The organism is Acinetobacter sp. NyZ410 (genome assembly GCF_022828975.1).
Classification (GTDB): Bacteria; Pseudomonadota; Gammaproteobacteria; order Pseudomonadales; family Moraxellaceae; genus Acinetobacter; species Acinetobacter guillouiae.
On sequence record NZ_CP094620.1, the window covers coordinates 2427434 to 2446869 of the forward strand.

General features: G+C 34.6%; 18 protein-coding genes and 2 pseudogenes. 10 read left to right on the forward strand and 10 right to left on the reverse strand.

The features are described from left to right. Positions 1-3 precede the first annotated feature (3 nt). On the reverse strand, positions 4-363 hold the full coding sequence (locus tag MTO68_RS11450) for a hypothetical protein (protein ID WP_244015931.1): 360 nt from the start codon (positions 361-363) through the stop codon (positions 4-6). A 525-nt stretch (positions 364-888) separates the two neighbouring features. On the opposite strand from MTO68_RS11450, the gene MTO68_RS11455 reads away from it, so the two are divergent. Together MTO68_RS11455 and MTO68_RS11460 are read left to right on the forward strand one after the other, a co-directional pair. Then, complete coding sequence (locus MTO68_RS11455) at positions 889-1590, forward strand: hypothetical protein (RefSeq protein WP_244015932.1); 702 nt, start codon at positions 889-891, stop codon at positions 1588-1590. Positions 1591-1851: 261 nt separating this feature from the next. Further along, on the forward strand, positions 1852-2382 hold the full coding sequence (locus MTO68_RS11460; RefSeq protein ID WP_244015933.1) for a hypothetical protein: 531 nt from the start codon (positions 1852-1854) through the stop codon (positions 2380-2382). Positions 2383-2394: 12 nt separating this feature from the next. Here MTO68_RS11460 and MTO68_RS11465 read toward each other — a convergent pair. Continuing rightward, positions 2395-2787: pseudogene (locus MTO68_RS11465) on the reverse strand (transposase family protein); the annotation flags it as partial. A gap of 37 nt (positions 2788-2824) precedes the next feature. After that, positions 2825-3229: a transposase family protein gene (locus MTO68_RS11470; protein WP_008942454.1), complete on the reverse strand. Its 405-nt coding sequence runs from the start codon at positions 3227-3229 to the stop codon at positions 2825-2827. Between the two features lie 352 nt (positions 3230-3581). On the opposite strand from MTO68_RS11470, the gene MTO68_RS11475 reads away from it, so the two are divergent. Further along, complete coding sequence (locus MTO68_RS11475) at positions 3582-3935, forward strand: hypothetical protein (RefSeq protein WP_244015934.1); 354 nt, start codon at positions 3582-3584, stop codon at positions 3933-3935. Positions 3936-4171: 236 nt separating this feature from the next. Here MTO68_RS11475 and MTO68_RS11480 read toward each other — a convergent pair whose 3' ends face one another. The 3 genes from MTO68_RS11480 to MTO68_RS11490 form a co-directional block, all read right to left on the reverse strand. After that, positions 4172-5407 carry a Bcr/CflA family multidrug efflux MFS transporter gene (locus tag MTO68_RS11480; protein WP_244015935.1) on the reverse strand — a complete coding sequence of 412 codons (1236 nt, stop codon included), beginning with the start codon at positions 5405-5407 and terminating at the stop codon, positions 4172-4174. A gap of 176 nt (positions 5408-5583) precedes the next feature. Then, positions 5584-5958, reverse strand: a complete 375-nt coding sequence (locus MTO68_RS11485) for a nuclear transport factor 2 family protein (protein WP_096734091.1) — start codon at positions 5956-5958, stop codon at positions 5584-5586. A 139-nt stretch (positions 5959-6097) separates the two neighbouring features. Next, a complete protein-coding gene (locus tag MTO68_RS11490) occupies positions 6098-7057 on the reverse strand; it encodes a LysR family transcriptional regulator (protein WP_244015936.1) in 960 nt (319 codons plus the stop codon). 106 nt (positions 7058-7163) lie between these two features. Here MTO68_RS11490 and MTO68_RS11495 point away from each other — a divergent pair, with 106 nt between their 5' ends. Further along, the gene (locus MTO68_RS11495) at positions 7164-7913 is read left to right on the forward strand and encodes a 3-oxoacyl-ACP reductase family protein (protein WP_034610512.1); all 750 of its coding nucleotides are present in this window, start codon (positions 7164-7166) and stop codon (positions 7911-7913) included. 342 nt (positions 7914-8255) lie between these two features. Next, complete coding sequence (locus MTO68_RS11500) at positions 8256-8846, forward strand: uracil-DNA glycosylase family protein (RefSeq protein ID WP_244015937.1); 591 nt, start codon at positions 8256-8258, stop codon at positions 8844-8846. Between the two features lie 6 nt (positions 8847-8852). Here MTO68_RS11500 and MTO68_RS11505 read toward each other — a convergent pair. Further along, positions 8853-9250 (reverse strand): annotated as a pseudogene (locus MTO68_RS11505) (pyridoxamine 5'-phosphate oxidase family protein); the annotation flags it as partial. 105 nt (positions 9251-9355) lie between these two features. Then, positions 9356-10219 carry a DMT family transporter gene (locus MTO68_RS11510; protein WP_034610565.1) on the reverse strand — a complete coding sequence of 288 codons (864 nt, stop codon included), beginning with the start codon at positions 10217-10219 and terminating at the stop codon, positions 9356-9358. Between the two features lie 167 nt (positions 10220-10386). Between MTO68_RS11510 and MTO68_RS11515 the strand changes: the two genes are divergently transcribed. Further along, positions 10387-11784 (forward strand): PLP-dependent aminotransferase family protein, encoded by a 1398-nt coding sequence (locus tag MTO68_RS11515; RefSeq protein ID WP_244015938.1) that lies wholly within the window; start codon positions 10387-10389, stop codon positions 11782-11784. 79 nt (positions 11785-11863) lie between these two features. Further along, positions 11864-12514, forward strand: coding sequence for a class I SAM-dependent methyltransferase (locus MTO68_RS11520; protein WP_244015939.1), 651 nt, complete (start codon positions 11864-11866; stop codon positions 12512-12514). Between the two features lie 48 nt (positions 12515-12562). Here the strand turns inward: MTO68_RS11520 and MTO68_RS11525 are convergent, their stop codons facing one another. Beyond that, positions 12563-14041, reverse strand: coding sequence for a phospholipase D family protein (locus MTO68_RS11525; protein WP_244012472.1), 1479 nt, complete (start codon positions 14039-14041; stop codon positions 12563-12565). 191 nt (positions 14042-14232) lie between these two features. Between MTO68_RS11525 and MTO68_RS11530 the strand changes: the two genes are divergently transcribed. The 3 genes from MTO68_RS11530 to MTO68_RS11540 all read left to right on the forward strand — a co-directional run bounded on the left by MTO68_RS11530 (position 14233) and on the right by MTO68_RS11540 (position 17477). After that, positions 14233-15342 carry an S-(hydroxymethyl)glutathione dehydrogenase/class III alcohol dehydrogenase gene (locus tag MTO68_RS11530; RefSeq protein WP_004720535.1) on the forward strand — a complete coding sequence of 370 codons (1110 nt, stop codon included), beginning with the start codon at positions 14233-14235 and terminating at the stop codon, positions 15340-15342. A 160-nt stretch (positions 15343-15502) separates the two neighbouring features. Further along, positions 15503-15811 carry an I78 family peptidase inhibitor gene (locus MTO68_RS11535; RefSeq protein WP_244012474.1) on the forward strand — a complete coding sequence of 103 codons (309 nt, stop codon included), beginning with the start codon at positions 15503-15505 and terminating at the stop codon, positions 15809-15811. A gap of 256 nt (positions 15812-16067) precedes the next feature. Continuing rightward, positions 16068-17477, forward strand: a complete 1410-nt coding sequence (locus MTO68_RS11540) for a beta-lactamase family protein (protein WP_244012476.1) — start codon at positions 16068-16070, stop codon at positions 17475-17477. 151 nt (positions 17478-17628) lie between these two features. Here the strand turns inward: MTO68_RS11540 and MTO68_RS11545 are convergent, their stop codons facing one another. After that, entirely contained in the window at positions 17629-19197 is a 1569-nt protein-coding gene (locus MTO68_RS11545) for an ATP-binding cassette domain-containing protein (protein ID WP_244012478.1), read from the reverse strand. Between the last annotated feature and the right edge of the window lie 239 nt (positions 19198-19436).

The window sequence follows — 19436 nt, forward strand, 5'->3', positions numbered from 1 at the left end:
TCACTATTTTGTATCTTTACACTGAATATTTTCTTTTTCTTTGTAATAGTTTAAAGCAATATCTAAGTCTGAAAGTAATTTAGCTTCAGTATAGTTCTCAGGATTTAATTTAAGTAAATTTGGCATGTAATTCGATTTGTATTCTTTAGGATAATCTTGACATACGATTCTGGTCTTATCATCCAATGTTGTATTTGGATCATCAAGCTGATCAAGATATTTACTAATCATTTCATCTGATTGTTCAAATTGTGCAGTGAGGGTTGGTCGATCTGTTTGCGCAGTTGCATGCTGCTCAGGCTCTTTATTGCAAGCAGACAGGGCAATGATCAAGAATAATGCTGTAAAAAGTTTAATGTTCATAACGAATTGATTTTTAATGTTAAGAAAAAGTTTTCGGTTGTATAAAGTCAGTTAATATTTAGATAAATCTTAAAGAACCTTAACTATCAAATATATTACCGAGATATGCAATGATTTTTATTACCATATCTTGAAATTGTTACAAATTCAAGATGTTTAATGATTTTATTTGAACTTTCCGATTAAAAACAGCACATCGCCAAGTTTTGTATTTTTTATACGGGTGGAATTGATGTAACGACTTTTATTAGAACTAAGAATATTGATTAAAGCTTTGTTCTATATGAAATTTCTAGTAATTTTTTAAAGCCAGTAATCACAGCAGCAATAAAGAGTTGACCCGTCATAAAGAGATTTGATGCAAAATAGTCTTGTCAGGATGTTGTTAAAATTTATTTAAAAATAATAGCTTAGTGGTCAAGTTGAAAAAATCAGCTAATGTGTTGTGTTAAATAAATTTTTTGTAAGGTTTATTTCTGATCTCAACCTGAGTATCTTATCCTCAAAATATTAAGAGGGTATTTCATGAAAAAAATATTCATTATTGCTTTAACAACCTTAGCATCAAGTTTCTCCTTTGCAGAGAACTTACAGTGTGAAAAAAGCTATGAGATTTTTAATAAGCAAGCTGACAAGGAAGTCGAAATACTAAAAAATGGTTCACTTGATGATGTTCTAAAATTTTATGATCAGATTGAATATGACCGTAAACTTAAATCCAAGCATCAAGGAAAAACCTTTTCTTCAGCTGACTGGATCAGTGATGCTGAGTATAGAGAAGACATTAAAACAATACAGGATTTAGCTAAAGATGGTTCTTATAAAAGTATAGATTCTTCCTTTTTAAAACCAAAGTTAAATTATATCTCCAGTGTAGGTGAAATTTGTGTTGTTCCTATGCGATTACAAGATGAATTTTTCAAAAAGCCTATGCTGACTGAGGCGGACGTTATTTTTGTACGCGACATTCAAACAAATGAATGGCGAAGATTTATTTATTTAGGCGTTGAAAATAAAAAGGATTTTTATGAATTCTTTCCAGATTTTCCTAAAAACACAAGATTACCTAAAATGTTAATAGATAGCAAAGATTTTGCAGAGAGCACTTCAGAACTTACGTTCTTAATGTTACAAGAAATGGGTATTGAAATAACTGATGAAGTAAAAGAAATGGTTCAAGCTGAATCAGAACCTATGAGAGTTAAGTTAAGCGCGAATGGCTACTGATTTTTATTGTGTAAGTTGTATTTAAAATACTTAAATGAATTGCACCCTTAACAAGTTGGATCCTTTTAGCTTCATTCAAAGGGTGCTTTGATTTAATATCTATATCAAGATAGATAATTTAACTCATCTGAAATATTAAAATCTTCAAGTGATGGATTATTTTAATGTTGACTCTTATACTATATACCCAATTCTAGGTATATTTATCTATTATTATTCTAGATATATTAATTTTTTATTTTCGAAAAATGGAAGGTTAAAATGTCAAATGAATCACAAATTACCATTACGTTTCCTGAAGGGTCTGTATTAACAGCAACTGCAACAGATACTCCATCGACATCTACTGGCTTTAGTGTTAAGGCTCAAGGTACAGGATCTTTTACAGGTTTAAGCTATACAGTTTCTGCACATACAAAAGGCACATTAGAGGCAAAAATAAAAGTTATGGCTATTACATCTGAAGATGTAAAAAAATTAAATGATTTGGTTCTAAGTATGGTAAATGCATCAACTCAAAAAGAATTTAAAGAGTATGAAAAAACACATGCAAGTGCCAATCTCAGTATTTGGTCATTTTGGAGTGCTGGTGCATCAGCCTCTTATGATAAAACAACTGAAAATATGCAGAAAAGTGGATTAAATGAAGAACAGATTACAACCATTATTAATAAAATGTTTGAAATAGCTAAGAGTCAATCGAGTGTAAAATTAAAGTTTGAGATTGATAATAGTCAAAATGATTATTCCGTTAGTGGTGATCTACAGCTATATACTAGACTTCCTTCATAAATCATTTTTCAATCAATTTAATTGTTTATCTTTCACCCAATCTAAATTGTATATGCCAGCAAGTAAATTAAACCGCAGGTTTAATCTTTTACGACGATTTCTATATACACAAGATAAAATCTTAAAACATTTCATCCTTCCAAATACATGCTCTACTTGAATTCGTCTACGACCAATCTCTCTATTTAACTTTTTTAATTCAGAATCTAATTTTTCAGTTTTCTTTGCTTTAGATGGCATGAGGCATCCAAAACCCAATTTTTTTATCCCTAAATACCCCTTATCAACGATAAAAAAGGGCTTAAATTTTAATTTCCTCATACTTTTTTTAAATATTTTAAAATCATGCATGCTTCCATGACTTCCACATACACTCAGTATTTCACCTGTTGTATAGTGCATAGATAGCTGAAATTTAAAGGTATGTCGCTTTTTTTTACCGCTATACCATTTCTTCTGTTTTTTTTGGACGTTGAACTAATATTTCAGTTGCATCAATCACAACAACTTCCCAATCCACTTCATCTCGATTAGGAAGTTGTTTTGGCAAGTTAAATTTTCCAGAACGGATTAAGGTATCTTCAATAACACGTGTGATACGAATTGCACTCGTTTCAGATACACCGTAACTCATACCAAGATGGAAAAATGTTCGATATTCTCTCCAATATTCTATACATAAGAGCAAGCGATCTTCCAACGGTAATTTATGCGGTCGTCCTTTACCAATATGACGAGGTAAATGCTTATTTAGCTCGGCCAACATGAGGTTAAATGTAGCCCAACTAACACCGGTAAGCCTACGAAACTTAACGTCTGATAATTTTTGAATATCTTTGAATTTCATCCAAGGATTATCCCTTGAATTAAATAATTTTGCTGATTAATTTAAGATCAAATAAATTGTACGTTTTTTGATTTATGACGGAAGTCTACTATTGGGGGAACTATACAGACCGAAAAAGGGACAGCCGAATTTAGATTTCTTGCGGATAAAGGAACAGCAGGAAAAGGCTCAGATACAGCACCAGCCGAAGGTGAAATAATTCCATTGTCATAATTTTTTAATAACACTAATAGACTTCTTGCTTAAATTTGATTTTAGTAGTCCTTAAGCTTAATAAAAACTTATAGATAATTACTATTTTAATTTTTAACTAATGCAAGAAGTTTAATATTAATAATATGAGGAATATAGAATGTTAAAATCATATATTAAAAAAGCTATAGTACTTATCACAATATTTTCGAGCTCTGCAGTATTCTCAGCATATTTGGATTTTTCATCAAATTGGAATGCTGTAAGTACAATTCCTATGTCAAAAAGAACAGCCTCTAGTGTGGTTAATTCTTGCCCTACTGTGCAAAATTATGCAATGAAAAAGGGAGATCGTTCCGGAGCAATGGCTGTGGCAGGCCCGCACACATCTAATACTGACGAGCATTTACATTTAACGGTTCGTCTATATAACAATGGTATTCATGAAAGAACTTGCCATGTTTATGTTGATCAAAAAGGAAATTTTACAAGTTGCAAATGTTTTTATACTTAATCGTTATTTCAGTAATAGAGCTGATCCAGCAGGCTTGTTTATCAATTGCACTCAGATAATGAACATTTTAAAAGATCTATCAGTTTCCCTAAAATAGAAAAGTAATTTACAGGCTCAAGTAATTATTTTTAAAAGATAATACAAAGTTACAAACGCTCATTTTCTGTATTGATTTTGAGCGTTTGAGGTTTGTATTTCCTGTTTATTCCAATTTACACAATATCATTAGCGATGTCTTAAATGGTATGGAACTTTTTCTGATATATCATTGTGAGAATTAATGCCAACATTGTACAAAGCATAATAATCATTGATAGATTCATAAGTGGATTAAAATTAAAAGTATGACTGATCGGTACCACAATTAAGCAAATTAAGAATTGAATAGCACCTTGAAGTGCACTTGCAGTACCAGCACGTTGACCTTGTTGAGATAATGCCAATGCATTACTGTTTGCACTTACCAATCCAAGACCTGCGACAAGACTAAACAATCCGAGCATGGTTGAGGATAGATTGACCAAATCATATCGAGGCGAGATAAATAGCCAAATCGCACTCATCACTTGAATTAGAATACCAAGTAATAAGATTCTTATAAGGCTAAATCGACTAATCAGACGAAGATTGATTTGCGAGAAAATAATCAAGCCAGCGGCATTTATACTGAAATAATAACCAAAATTTTCAGGTTTTATCTGGAATTGATCAATGAAAATCGCTGGTGCAGCGGCAATATAAGAAAAGAATGCTGCATAAGACAAACTACCTATAAGTGTAGGGGTTAAAAAACTTTTGTCCCGACAAACATGGAAATAATTGATAAAAATATCGCCAACATGAAGAGATTTTCTTTTATCGTCATTCAGTGTTTCTTCAAAATAAAAATGCACAAGAACAATATTGATGACACCGAAACAGGCAAGGAAAATGAAAATACTTTGCCATCCCCAATTGACTAAAAGCCATCCACCCAATATCGGTGCAAGAATTGGTGCGAGTCCCATCATGAGCATCATGCTGGATAAAGCTCTTGCAGACTGTTTAGGTGTTAATCGATCACGAATCGCTGCACGGACCATTGCCATCCCAACGCAACCACCTAAAGCTTGCAATACTCTTGTCATTAACAATTGATCTATTTGTGTGGTAAAAATACACAAAACAGATGCGATCACAAATAAAGTTAATCCAAAATATAGCGGTGGTTTACGTCCAAATCGATCACTAATCGGGCCATAAACAAGTTGACCAATGACTAAACCTAAAAAATATGCGGGCAATGATGAAGACACAACACTGGTTGTCACACCAAACTCTACTGCAATTTCAGGAAATGCAGGTAAATACATATCTATTGACATAGGGCCGAGCAAGGTTAAAAAGCTTAAAATACTGATCCATGCCAGGGTATAAGGTTTTGTTTCAGAGGGGTTATCAGTTGATTTCTGTATATGGGGTGATCGAGGCATAATCTTACCTAAATGATGATCTTCCGCAGAATGGATGAAAAAAAACAGTGTCACTCAGATTTTTGCCTTGTGCTCATTGCTTAAAATAAGAAGTATTTCATCCATTTTGGGAATGTCTAGATAGAATGTATTGGCTAATTTAAATTCAGCTGACATGTATTTATTTCTGAGATTCGTTAACCGAAATGACAAGCAAAGGTTTGCACCACGATTTTATTGTTTTTCACAATCAGCGTATCCGTGGCCATTTTTGCATTAGGCGCTGACCAGCGAATATAGGCGACTTCACCATAGACTGTTTTTTCTTCTATACTAATTTCGCGTGTACCTTCAGGGAAAAAATCCCGATATACACTTATAAATGTTTCTCGAATCTGATCGGTACCACGTATTACCGTATCGGTTCCATTGATAATGATGGCATCAGATGCATAGTCTTGCACTGTTAAGTCTACATCACCTAAGCGGAAAGCATTTAAATGCCTTTCTAAAACAGCTAAAGTTTCTGTTATTTCACGATTTTCAGTATTTTGTATATTCGTAGTATTCATAAATAGATCTCCAACATTGCTATAGATAGGGGTCGTATCTAACGACTGATCAATACATTATTGTTGTATTGAAGCGTCCCTTGTAGCTACAGAACAGTTGAAACAGTTATTCCGATTTGTTGAAAATCCACCAATAAAACTAATTTTTAATTGAAAGTGTGATGTTTTTTCCCATATTCAAAGCAGATAGTTGTTGATTCAATTTTAGCTGTTCAAATTTAAGCGCGATAAAATCAATAAAACATCTAGTTTTTGCTGGCATGTGTTTTTTGCTAGAAAAATAAAGATTGGTATTTCCTAAATCTGCATACCAGTCAGGTAGGATTCTAATCAAAGTTCCATCTTCTATATATTTTCTTGCATGAGCAGTGGATATCGCAGCAACACCTAATCCTAAAGCAGCGCCTTGATGTAATGCACTTGGATCATCTGCGATAAGTTTTTCATTTAAATTAAGGTAAAACTCTTGTTCATTTGGACCTGTAAATTGATATTCATGTAACTTACCGGTTTGAGGAGATTTCATGACAATCCCATCCCAATCGGAAATTTGCGCTGGATGATTGGGCCGTGTTTTATGTTTTAAATAATCAGGTGAGGCAACAATAATCATGTGCAGTGGGGATAGTGGTCTGATAATAATGCCTTGACCTAATTTAATCCCACTTCCAATTGCCACATCAAAATTATCTGTTATTAAGTTGACCTGTCTATTAGATAAGTGCCACTCAAGTTTGATATCTGGATAGTTGCTAATAAATTCAGGCATCAATGGCAGGATATATTCCATCCCAAATCCAGCACTTAAACTGACTTTTAAAATGCCTTTTGGCTTGCTCGAATCAACATTAAATTCTGAAATAGTTGTCTGAATACTATTTAAACTGTCTCGAATACTGATAAAAAAGTGTTCACCATCTTCCGTCAATTTAAGATTTCTGGTACTTCGATGAAAAAGCCGAACACCTAAATTTTGCTCTAACTGCGCTACATTTCGAGACACTGCGGCAGGTGTTAGGCCTAAATGTCGTGCTGCGGCAGAAAAACTTCCATATTCTGCACTTTTTATAAATGATTCGAGATTAGACAGCGTTTCCATATTCTATTTTCAATTTTTACTTGAAAAAGATTATAGCAAAAGCACTCTACTTCACAATGAGTACTGATTTTATAGTCGGGAGACTTTAATGAAAGAGTAATGTGAAATGTTAAATAAATTATCGCTGGTTGGAAAAGTTGCGTTAGTTACCGGTGGGTCGCGAAGTATTGGTGCTGAAATTGTCAAGACGTTAGCCGCCCATGGCGCTATAGTTGCTTTTACGTATCATTCTTCGCAAATCAAAGCTGAAGAATTGATTAAAGAAATCGAGTTTCATGGTGGGCAAGCCATAGCGATAAAGGCAGATTCAGGAAATCCTGAAATGCTAATCAAAGCGATAGAAGATGTCGCTAAAAAATTCCATAAAATCGATATATTAATCAACAATGCTGGAATAAGTCATTTAGGCAGTCTAGAGTCAGTATCAATCAGTGCTTTCGAGCGATTGGTAGCTGTCAATATTACGGGGGTATTTTTGGCCACTCGTGAAAGTTTAAAACACATGGGGAAAGGCGGAAGAATAATAAATATAGGCAGTACGATGGTCAATTATTCTGGTTTTAGTGGAGCATCAATTTATATTCTTACAAAAGGTGCAATCACAGGATTTTCACGAGGATTAGTCAGAGAGCTTGGCGTTAAAGGTATTACAATTAATACCATTCATCCTGGTCCAACCAATACTGATATGAACCCTATAGATGGACCAATAGCAAGCCTATTACTGCCTAATATCCCAGTAGGTCGATATGGCGAGGGCATTGATATTGCGAATTCTGTTTTATTTTTAGCGAGTGAACAGGCGAGTTATATTAGTGGTGCTGAATTAAGTGTCGATGGTGGTTTCATTGCTTAATACCTTTGGATCAAAATAAAATTTATATGTTCAGCCCCAGAAAATGAATTGAAATTTTCTATTCCATATTTATGGAAAAACCCTCTATTTATAGAGGGTTAAAACAATTCACAAATCATCCTGTTTCAATAGATTATTTCTGATAAGAAGCAAGCTTTAAAATGGAATAGCATTTATTAGATAAACAAATTGAATGTGCTGTATAAAAAGGAATATCCCGAATTTTCTGTAAAAATTTGAAAGTACAAATTAGAGATACCAAAAGGCATAGGTAAAAAATTAAAATCCAGATAAAATCATTAAAATTTTTCACTAAATTATAAACTTTGGTTCTTTTAATAAATGACTGATATCGAAATAGAAACCCACCCACTCAAACCATTTCTTCCTGCAAATGCCAAGCTATTGATGCTTGGTAGCTTTCCACCGCCTCAAAGCAGATGGAAGATGGATTTTTATTATCCGAATTATCAAAATGATATGTGGCGGATTTTTGGGCTTATTTTCTTTGAAAATAAAAATCACTTTTTAGATTTGCCTAATAAAAATTTTAAGGAACAACGTATTCGTGAGTTCTTAATCGAAAAAGGTATCGCAATTTTTGATACGGCGTATCAAGTTATTCGCTTAAAAGGAAATGCCTCAGATAAATTCCTACAGATTAAAACCCCCACAGACCTATCACAGCTTTTAGCGCAAATTCCTGAATGTAACAGCATCATGACCACTGGAGATAAGGCAACAGATACCCTGATGTTATCTATGCCTGAAGAAACTGAAAAGCCACAGATAGGCCAATCCTCACAAGCTATATTTGCTGAACGAGAGATATGTTTATATCGGATGCCTTCTTCATCAAGAGCGTATCCATTAGCACTGGATAAGAAGGCAGAGGCATATAAGAACTTATTTAAAGAAATAGGCTTACTTTAAGTAAGTTTAAAGCTGATGATTTGGCATCATAGTTGGGTATTGAATCCATTTAAAACCAGTCACATTAAAATCTCGAACATGGGTAAAACTAGACCAAATCAATTGGCTCCCTTTAGTCCATGAGAGTGGTTTGATACGCTGTTCAATCATTGCTAATTCTTCAGCAGTGGCGATACGTAGTTCACCAATTTCGATATTTAAACGAACACCGGGAAAATCTGAAAATTTACCAAGAATCATCGATTTCAACCAGAAAAAACGTTTGCTATTCACTGCTTGTAAACATGCTTTGCTATTGTTAGGAATGTTTTCTTTAAATGATTCACTATAAGTATCAATGGAAAAGTCAGTTTGATCATTTTTGAGAATACGGTTCCTATAAGCGTTATATTGGGTTGTCCCAATATCTGTAATTGACAGTTTTTGTTCTAGCTTAGGCATTTATCCCATTGTACTTGATTAAATCGATATACATATATAGTCAATAAATGCTTAAGCTTTTGCATTTTCTATGCAAATCGTTTTGCCAGAGCAACACAGATCACAACTGCAAAACAAACAACAATCATTGCAAAACTTACATGCTCACCCAATAGAACCGCTGAAAGCATTAAACCAATAAACGGTTGTACCAATTGAATTTGTCCAACTTTGGCAATTCCGCCCAACGCTAAGCCTTTGTACCAAAAAATAAAGCCAATCAACATACTAAACAGCGACACATAGATTAAACCAATTGTTTCAGGCCAATGAATATTTGCAAAGCTTGATGGTAGGTAATATAGACTTGAGATAAGCATCAAGGGTAATGCAACCACCAAAGCCCAACAAATCACTTGCCATCCACCCAGTTCTCTTGAAAGCTTTCCACCTTCAGCATAACCCAGTCCACAGACAACAATTGATGCAAGCATATAGAGATCACCCACACTAAAACTTAAATTACGGTTTTCATAAAACATAAATCCAACCACAATGGCGCTGCCAATTAATGCAAATAACCAAAATTGTGTAGCAGGTTTTTCACCCCCGCGTAAAACTGCAAAAATTGCAGTCGATAAAGGCAAGAGACCAACAAAAACAATAGCATGTGCCGAGGATACTGTTTGTAAAGCCAATGCGGTAAATAATGGAAAACCAATCACCACACCTAAAGCCACAATAACCAATGATTTAAATTGGGCAAAAGAAGGCTTTGATTGCTGTAAAATAAACAGGCAGATTAAAGCAATACTTCCTGCAATGGCTGCCCGAGCTGTGGTTAAAAATTCTGGACTAAACCCCATGACAGCAATACGGGTTGCAGGCAAAGAGCCAGCAAAAATCGCTACACCAATAAAACCATTTAGCCAGCCAATATTTGTTTTATCCATCATCAATTACTCAGTCAATTTATGATGATTTAATCGCTATTTACTGGAAATATATATGTACACTACAGTACAATTTTAAATAACTGTTATGCTATTTTTACCAGTACAATTCTACTCAATCTAACGAGTTTTCTCAGATTTCTTATCTTTAAAATATGTGGTTTTAAATGGCAAAAACTAAAATTGAACAAACAGTGCTGATGATTAAAAATCAAATTTTGAATAAAAGTTTGATTGCAGGTTCACGCTTACCTTCAGTCCGTCAGTTTGCTACACAAACAAATTGTTCTGTTTCAACGATCGTTGAAGCCTATGCCAGATTAGTTGCGGAAGGTGTTTTAGAATCTCGTCTTGGTTCTGGTTACTATGTGTTAGGTAAAGCCGAACCGATGCAAATGATTGATACTGAAATACAGTATCAACGTGAAATAGATCCCTTATGGATTTCAAGGCAGTCATTAGAGGCGAAGACGGATGTGCTAAAACCGGGTTGTGGCTGGTTACCGACCACTTGGATGCCTGAGCAATCGATCCGTAAAGCGTTAAAACAAGCTGCCAAATCTGAAATCATCATGCTTACTGATTATGCAACACCGCATGGACATTTGGAGTTACGTAAATTTATTGCCAGAAAAAAAGAACTGTATGATTTAAAATTTAAATTGAATCAGATTCTTATTACTGATTCAGCAACTCAGTCCATTGATTTAATTTTTAGACATTTGCTTAGTGCAGGTGATGTGATCTTGATTGATGATCCTTGCTATTTTAATTTCCGGGCCTTGATTAAGGCACATCATTTAAAAGCCGTTCCAATTCCGTTTACAGAAACGGGACCAGATGTAGAGAAATTTGAACAAGCACTGAATTTAAAGCCAAAAATCTATTTAACCAATTCAGGGATTCATAACCCAACAGGAGCCACGATTTCGCTACAAACGGTTTATCAAATTTCCAAGCTGGTTGAGAAAACTGATTTATTGATTATTGAAGATGAAATTTTTGCTGATTTTGAATATACACCAGCACCACGTTATGCTTCATTAGCAGGTTTTAAGCATGTCATTCAGATTGGCAGTTTTACCAAAACTCTTTCAGCAGCAATTCGTTGCGGTTATATCATTGCAGAGTCAGAACTGATTGATCAATTGATAGATTTAAGAATTGCGACCAACTTTAGCAATAGTCATTTAAATGCAGAAATTATTTATCAAGCTTTAATGGACAGCAGTTATCCTAAACATTTAGATTGGTTAAAGAAACATTTGCTTAAAGTCAGCAATGAAATGATGCAAAAGTTGGGGCAACTCGGTATAAAGCCGTGGATTGTGCCAACAGCAGGGATTTTTTTATGGTGCAAATTGCCAGATGGTATACAGGCAGCGGAATTATCAAAGTTATGTCTTAAACAGGGCGTAATTCTTGCGCCGGGTAATTCTTTTAGTCAAGCTGAAAATGCAGGACAGTTCATGCGCTTTAATGTTGCACAATGTGTGGATAAAAAGGTCTTTGATATTTTGGCAATGTCAATTCAGCAGTTAAAAATAAATAATTTACAAAGTTAGCGAAAATCCTTTTCCTTATTGCTTTAGAATATGGCTAAATAGTAAGCAAATTTATATTGATTTCAGTGGAATAATTATAATGAGTGTTCAGGATGTACCGAGTCCAATTGATTTAAAAAATCCGCAAGATGCTTTGCAATGGGCAAATGAAGCCAATGAAAAACGTCCTTGGCGGTATGAGTTTTTTGACTATTATGTGAATTTAATTCAAAAAGCAGCCAAAGAGAAACACTATCAAACTGATCAAAACTCGCAGTTCAATATTTTAGAAATAGGTTCAGGTCCTGGTTTTCTTGCCAAACATTTACTTACCCAGTGTGCTGATATTGAATATACAGCGCTAGATTTCTCTGATGCAATGCATGAGCTTTCTAAAAGTAAGCTAATTTCTTCTGAGTTAGACAGAGTGCAATATCTGATTGCTGATTTTAAAAATGAAGATTGGCGCGATCAGCTTGGACAGTATGATGCCATTATTATTCATCAAGCTTTACATGAGTTACGCCATAAAAACTATGCAAATCAATTTCATCAACAAGTAAAGACATTATTAAAACGTGATGCTCTGTATTTGGTCTGTGACCATATTTTTGCATCAGATGCGATGAGCAATAATGACTTGTTTATGTCGAAACATGAACATTTTCAAAGCTTAAAATATGCAGGCTTTACTGACATAGAACTGGTTAAAGAGATCAAAGGGCTCTGTCTGTTTGAGTGTTATTTATAGCAGTAAATATTTAATACGTTTGGTATATGCGTTGTCATTACACTAAACTTACATCATCCATTCAAGTGGTAAATATGAGACGCTATACATGACAAATCGTTGGAATCGTGTTGTTTCAGGGTCAACTTTATATTCAATCACTTTGCCATCCGCACGATGATCTAGCCAGATCAGCTCACCTTGTGGATTAAGTTTTAACTCATAAGCAACCCTAAATAGGGTTTGATCCAATAGATTTGAAATTTGCTCTTGTAAAGGATCTGATTGAACAACCAGTCCAACTTCGGTATTGATATTGAATGATCTTGGATCAAGGTTAAATGAACCAATAAAGACTTTGTCATCAATATTGATAAATTTTGCATGCAAACTGGATTTATTTTTGCCTTTTTTCGGAATGATATTTCCTGTAAGGACCTCATACCAAGTACGGCGATTGCGTTCTATATAAGGTTTAAATTCATAAAGTTTTGCGCCTCCTTTAAGCAGGTCAACTCGATACTTTTGATAAAACGCATGGACAAGCGCAACATCATTTGCCATAAAGGAGTTGGTTAAAATTCTGACTTTGACATTTTGTTTAGGGAATTGGTTGATGAAATCCGTCCCATTTTTTGTAGGAACAAAATAAGCGGCAATCAAATCCATTTCTTGTTTGGGATCACCCAAATGTTGGTGAATTTGGTGTGAAATTAATTCATTGCCGTGTGCTTGTCCTAAACTTTTCTTTGGAGAATCTGCCAGAAAATCGGCATAAGCCCAATTGATTTTATTTTGATTAAGCTCATTGGCGAGTTCTTTCTGCTCAAGATTTACCTTTTCATCTGTCGTATGTTCAGCTTGTTCAAGTCGTTCAAAGCTTTTTCGCAAAGTTAATAAATCTTGTTCAGAACCTTTATCAATAAATTGATCAATCGGATAGCTTAATTGAAAATTCCAAAAATCGGTAAAAACCTCATTTGCACGATTGACTGCTTTACCAAAAAATAAAATATCCATATCGGTAAATTGAAAAGATTCACTGGCATCAAAATATTCACTGCTGATATTTCGTCCACCTGTCACAGCAATTGCACCATCAGCAATAATTAATTTATTGTGCATTCGATGGTTGATTCTGTTCATTCTAAAAATATAATCCATTACACGAAAGTGTCGGAATTTATAAGGATTGTATAATTTGATCGAAATGTTTGGATGTGTCAGCAATGCACTTAATTGCTGATCTATTTTTGTTCCGTTTTGATCATCGATTAATAAGCGTACTTTTACACCGCGGTCAGCAGCTTTAAGCAATTCGTGTAGCATTAAATTGCCAATAAAATCATCTGCCCAAATATAGTATTGTAAATCAAGTGTATATTTGGCTTTCCGAATCAGGTGGATACGTGACGCGATACTTTGGAAAGCATCATTCATGGCTAAATATGCAGTGAGCCCTTGAGTAAGCATCTGTTTTGCTTGAGGTTCATTGATCCAATGCTCTGCATATACTTTAACTTGTTGTTCTTGTTCTGGTTGATTCATAGGTAAACTACATCCAGTGATTGAAAAAGCCAAAATAACGAAGGCAAGTGAAGTCTTTGAATGATTCATTCTTTCAATGAGTACTTTAAATTTTACTAAATCATATCATCAAGTTAATGGTTGAATCTGTAAAGAGAAAAAGGTTACTGTAGTCCAACTGTTAAAACACAAACCTATTAGGATATTTAGCTATGAAATCACGTGCTGCTGTTGCATTTGGTCCAGGAAAACCTTTAGAAATTGTGGAAATTGATGTTGCTCCTCCACAAAAAGGCGAAGTCCTTGTTAAAATTACCCATACAGGGGTTTGTCATACAGATGCATTTACTTTATCTGGTGATGATCCAGAAGGCGTATTTCCAGCAGTTTTAGGCCATGAAGGGGCTGGTATTGTTGTTGAAGTAGGTGAAGGTGTAACTTCAGTAAAACCTGGGGATCATGTAATTCCTTTATATACGGCAGAATGTGGCGAATGCTTATTCTGTAAATCAGGCAAAACCAACCTGTGTACAGCCGTTCGTGCGACACAAGGTAAAGGGGTTATGCCTGATGGAACGACACGTTTTTCTTATAATGGTGAACCTATTTACCACTATATGGGTTGTTCAACTTTTAGTGAATATACTGTCGTTGCTGAAGTATCATTGGCTAAAATTAACCCAGAAGCAAATCCTGAACATGTCTGTTTACTGGGTTGTGGTGTAACGACAGGGATTGGTGCAGTCCATAACACAGCAAAAGTACAAGAAGGCGATTCAGTTGCTGTATTTGGTTTAGGTGGTATTGGTCTGGCTGTTGTACAAGGTGCGCGTCAAGCGAAAGCAGGTCGGATCATTGTTGTTGATACCAATCCTGAAAAATTTAAGTTGGCAGAAGAGTTTGGTGCGACTGATTTCGTTAATCCAAAAGACTATGACAAACCTGTTCAAGAAGTGATTGTTGAAATGACAGGTTGGGGTGTAGACCATTCATTTGAATGTATCGGCAATGTCAATGTGATGCGTTCAGCGCTTGAATGTGCTCATCGTGGGTGGGGACAATCAGTCATCATTGGTGTAGCAGGTGCAGGTCAAGAAATTTCTACCCGTCCGTTCCAGCTTGTGACTGGTCGTACATGGAAAGGAACCGCATTTGGTGGGGTAAAAGGCCGTACACAATTGCCGGGTATGGTTGAAGATGCAATGAAAGGTGATATTCAACTTGCACCTTTTGTTACCCATACAATGGGCTTAGATAAAATTAATGAAGCATTTGATTTAATGCATGAAGGTAAATCGATCCGTACAGTGATTAACTTTTAAGCTTAAAAAATACTGAGCACGACCAAGAACCAGTGATACATCATGTATCACTGGTTTTTATTTGCATGATAAATGTATGAGTTTTATATATTAATTTTCTAAGCTTATCTTTTTTTGTTATGTTATAGCTTTAAAGCAAAAAATCAAAATAGGTCGTCTTATGAAAAATGTTGCAATTTTAGGTCTTGGTATCATGGCTTTAACCGTATCAGCATGTTCTTCGCTTCAAACCAATGCAACGTCAGATCAAACAGCACAAAACACTCAAACCACATGTGTTGCTGAACGCGCGACTCAATTGATTGGTCAAAATGATATGTCTGAAGCCAAAATTAAGCAGCTTACACAGGCATCAATCGTACGTAAAGTTGCGCCAAATCAAGGAGTAACTATGGATTATCGTATTGAACGTGTGACGGTAACTGTAGATCCTGCGACCAAAAAAATTACCCAAGCGACTTGTGGGTAATGACACAAATTTAAGTCTTATATGATTGAATAAATATTGATTTATTCAATCATGATTTTAAAGTTTAATTTAACAAACTCGCTTCATCTATTCGACACAGAACAATCATTATAAAAGACTAAAATAACAATGTTTTGCTACTGAATGACAGATAATACTTGCTTAAAGCAGTTTTTTTGTTATGTTTTAAGCTGTACTTTTGGATGTGTAGCGTTAGAGCACAAGACTTCAATTCATTAGCTATTATTAAAACCCTATGAAAAGACTATTTTTAATCCTATTTGCGATTTTGATATCAAATTCAATATTTGCTCAGAATGAAAACTATAAAATTGCCATGGATAATTTTATAAACAACTATAATGCTGATCAGTATGAAAAAATTTATGATGAATTTTCTGCTGAAATGAAAAAGACATTGTCGCTTGAAAAGACAAAGCAATTTTTCTCAGGATTGAAATCTCAGGCAGGAAAAATTGAAAGCAAAGAATTTCTCAGCGATCAACAAGGAAGTTATGTCAGTTATAAAACCAAATTTGAGAAAATGGTGTTAACGGTCAATATTTCGCTTGATCAAGAAAATCATATCAAGGGACTTATTATGAAGCCTAACGAAGTCCAAAAAGAGATAAATAGTAGTAATACTGTGAATGCGCTTAATGCTTATCCAAAAGAAATCTCAGACATCATTTTTTCGAATAGCCAAAATTTTCCAAATAATACGCAACTTTCTATTGCAGTCGTTCAGAATCAAAAGGTGAAATATTATGGGGTTATCAAAACTGATGGCAAGATCAAACCGATTGAAAACCAGAATAAGGTTTTTGAAATTGGTTCTATTACCAAAGTTTTTACATCGACCGTTTTAGCTTCGCTTGTTGATGAAGGAAAAATTAAATTAACAGATGAAATCAATCCATTTTATCCATCTTTAAAATTTAAAAATAACACTCAACTGAATTTTAAAGACTTGGCTAATCATACTTCCGGTTTACCACGCTTACCTGAGAATCTAGATTTATCGAATCAAAGTAATCCCTACAAAGATTATGGTAAAAGTCAGATTGAACAATATCTTAAAGATGGTTTGAAAATTGAAAATGAGCCTGAGAAAAAATATGTTTATTCCAATTTAGGGGCGGGGTTATTAGGCTATACGCTTGGCGTATCACAAGGAAAAAGCTTTCAAACATTATTACAAAAGAGAGTTTTTGATAAATACACAATGAAAAATTCATTTGTAAACTCGCAAAATCTAGATACTAAGTTAGTAAAAGGGCAAAATCCTGATGGACAAATCGTATCAAATTGGGATTTTGACGTTTTGTTTGGTGCTGGCGGGCTATTATCAACCACAGAGGATTTAGCAAAATTTGCAATCGCACAATTCGATCCTAAAAATACCGAATTGACTTTAACGCGTACACCGACCTTTGAAATGAACAAAGATATGAAAATCGGTTTAGCTTGGCATTTGTTGAAATCACAAAATGGAAAAGATTTGGTTTGGCACAATGGCGGAACTGGCGGCTATTCATCTTCAATGGCAATAAATGTTGAGGATAAGACGGCTGTTATCGTGTTATCTAACCTCTCAGCTTTTCATCCAAAAACGAAAAACATTGATAAATTATGTTTTCAGCTCATAGATGAGAAGCAAAAATAATATTTGGATTTTACATATGGGGAAACTTAACACTGCAAATATTTTGAGTAGATTGGAGGTTTACTTTTAGTTTGAACAGTGCAATCCGCCATATGGGCAATAAACCATTGGCGGAAAGTTTTCCAAAATGATCAGAATGAAGTATTACTTTTTAACTCAGTAAATATGCTTCATTTACTCCAGATTGCTTAACAAAACAATCATCATGAGAGACCAGAATGACAGCACCTTTAAATTGCTCAATGGCTTGTGCAAGTAATTCTCGTGACTCGATGTCTAAGTGATTTTCAGGTTCATCCAATAACAATAAATCAATATTTTGATGATGCTGACTTATTCCAAGTAATGCAACTTTAAGTTTTTCACCACCACTGAGTTGCCCCAATTTTAAGAGTGCTTTTTCGCGACGAATGCGCAGTTGACCTAATAAATTTCGCCATTCAACCTCCAGTATATCTGGATTAAATTTCGCTAAATTCTCGATCACAGAAAAATCATCATTGAGTAAACTAAAATTTTGATCCAAATATAAACTTTGTCCGGTAAAGAAAATTTCAGTACTTTGTGATTGATCAATCATTTTTAATAGGCTGGATTTACCCACGCCATTTGCACCTTTAAGCTGGATTTTTTCACCGGCTTGGAGTGACAACTTTATGTTCTGTGTGGTGGCATAAGGCAATTGTAAATCGTGAATTCTTAATATTTCACCTTGTTTAGATGATTGAAATTGGAAGTCAAATCGTTGTGGTTTAATTTTTTCTAAAGCTGTTTGTTTCTCCTGTAAACTGCTTTGTGTTTCATCAGCTTGGCGAATTTGCTGTGCACGTAATTTCCCAAAACTTTGCCCAGCTTGCTCTTTTTTAAAATCCAGTAGAATCTTGGCTTGAGAGTTCGAGTCACGCAATTGAGCACCTTTACGTTGACGTTTTTGTGCTTTCATTAAACTATCATGCTGTTGTTGCTTTAACTGTTTAAATTCACGTTTTTCTTGTTGAATAGACTGAGTTAAGGCATGGATTTGTTGTTGGTGCTGTTGAACATAATCAGCATAATTTCCCGAAACATGTTGTAAACCTTGCGCGGTTAAAGCATAAATATGCTGCATTTGATTCAGTAATTGAAGATCATGACTAATAATACAAACTCCCGCCTTATGTGCCTGAATCGATTCAATTAACCATTTTCTTGCCATGGCATCTAAATGATTACTTGGCTCATCTAAAAGTAGATAATGATCTTGTTTTAGAAATAAGCGACACAAAGCCAGCTTGGTTTTTTGACCTTCACTTAGGTATTGTATGGGAAAATTTAAATCAAGCGGCAGTTGTGCATTGCTTAAAATTTGTTGCCATTTTTGAGGTAAATCCCAACAGTTTTCCACCAAATCATAATCTTCAAAACTGGCACTACTGTTTTCAATACGCTCAAAAGCATTGTGTAGATAAGAAATGTCTAAAGCTTCAGCTATGGTTTTGGCATTTAATCGTTGTAATTGTGCTAAATAATCATGTTGGATATGCCATGCAATTTGCCCTGAATAGGCTAAATCTGAATGCTGTTGTAGGTGTAATAGTTTAAAAAGTAATGATTTTCCCAAACCATTACGGCCAATCACAGCAGAAGTTTGCCCTGAAAAAAGCACAAAATTTAGTTGTGTAAACATTGTTTGAGTGGGGAATGCCAAACTCAAATTTGAAATAATACATGCTTGTTGCATTCAATGATCCTCATATAGAGGATGCACAAAATAGTATGTAATAAAAGCTTTAAATAACAGTAGATTATTTAATTTATCGTAAAGACGGTATCAGAACCAAAAGATAAGTGTAGCCTTGAGTAGAATCTATTTTGCACATCAAAAATTAAATAAATAATGATGAGAAAATGACTTACTTCATTGGCGTTACTCTTTTAAGAAGGGGGGATAAGAATGCTTATTGTATAAAAATAAATCTG

Bases quoted from the DNA above. Each gene is read 5' to 3' on its own strand.
- MTO68_RS11545 (WP_244012478.1), bottom strand. From the start codon at position 19,197: ATGCAACAAGCATGTATTATTTCAAATTTGAGTTTGGCATTCCCCACT.
- MTO68_RS11500 (WP_244015937.1), top strand. From the start codon at position 8,256: ATGACTGATATCGAAATAGAAACCCACCCACTCAAACCATTTCTTCCT.
- MTO68_RS11455 (WP_244015932.1), top strand. From the start codon at position 889: ATGAAAAAAATATTCATTATTGCTTTAACAACCTTAGCATCAAGTTTC.
- MTO68_RS11460 (WP_244015933.1), top strand. From the start codon at position 1,852: ATGTCAAATGAATCACAAATTACCATTACGTTTCCTGAAGGGTCTGTA.
- MTO68_RS11540 (WP_244012476.1), top strand. From the start codon at position 16,068: ATGAAAAGACTATTTTTAATCCTATTTGCGATTTTGATATCAAATTCA.
- MTO68_RS11490 (WP_244015936.1), bottom strand. From the start codon at position 7,057: ATGGAAACGCTGTCTAATCTCGAATCATTTATAAAAAGTGCAGAATAT.
- MTO68_RS11535 (WP_244012474.1), top strand. From the start codon at position 15,503: ATGAAAAATGTTGCAATTTTAGGTCTTGGTATCATGGCTTTAACCGTA.
- MTO68_RS11525 (WP_244012472.1), bottom strand. From the start codon at position 14,041: ATGAATCAACCAGAACAAGAACAACAAGTTAAAGTATATGCAGAGCAT.
- MTO68_RS11530 (WP_004720535.1), top strand. From the start codon at position 14,233: ATGAAATCACGTGCTGCTGTTGCATTTGGTCCAGGAAAACCTTTAGAA.
- MTO68_RS11515 (WP_244015938.1), top strand. From the start codon at position 10,387: ATGGCAAAAACTAAAATTGAACAAACAGTGCTGATGATTAAAAATCAA.
- MTO68_RS11520 (WP_244015939.1), top strand. From the start codon at position 11,864: ATGAGTGTTCAGGATGTACCGAGTCCAATTGATTTAAAAAATCCGCAA.
- MTO68_RS11475 (WP_244015934.1), top strand. From the start codon at position 3,582: ATGTTAAAATCATATATTAAAAAAGCTATAGTACTTATCACAATATTT.
- MTO68_RS11480 (WP_244015935.1), bottom strand. From the start codon at position 5,407: ATGCCTCGATCACCCCATATACAGAAATCAACTGATAACCCCTCTGAA.
- MTO68_RS11510 (WP_034610565.1), bottom strand. From the start codon at position 10,219: ATGGATAAAACAAATATTGGCTGGCTAAATGGTTTTATTGGTGTAGCG.
- MTO68_RS11485 (WP_096734091.1), bottom strand. From the start codon at position 5,958: ATGAATACTACGAATATACAAAATACTGAAAATCGTGAAATAACAGAA.
- MTO68_RS11470 (WP_008942454.1), bottom strand. From the start codon at position 3,229: ATGAAATTCAAAGATATTCAAAAATTATCAGACGTTAAGTTTCGTAGG.
- MTO68_RS11495 (WP_034610512.1), top strand. From the start codon at position 7,164: ATGTTAAATAAATTATCGCTGGTTGGAAAAGTTGCGTTAGTTACCGGT.
- MTO68_RS11450 (WP_244015931.1), bottom strand. From the start codon at position 363: ATGAACATTAAACTTTTTACAGCATTATTCTTGATCATTGCCCTGTCT.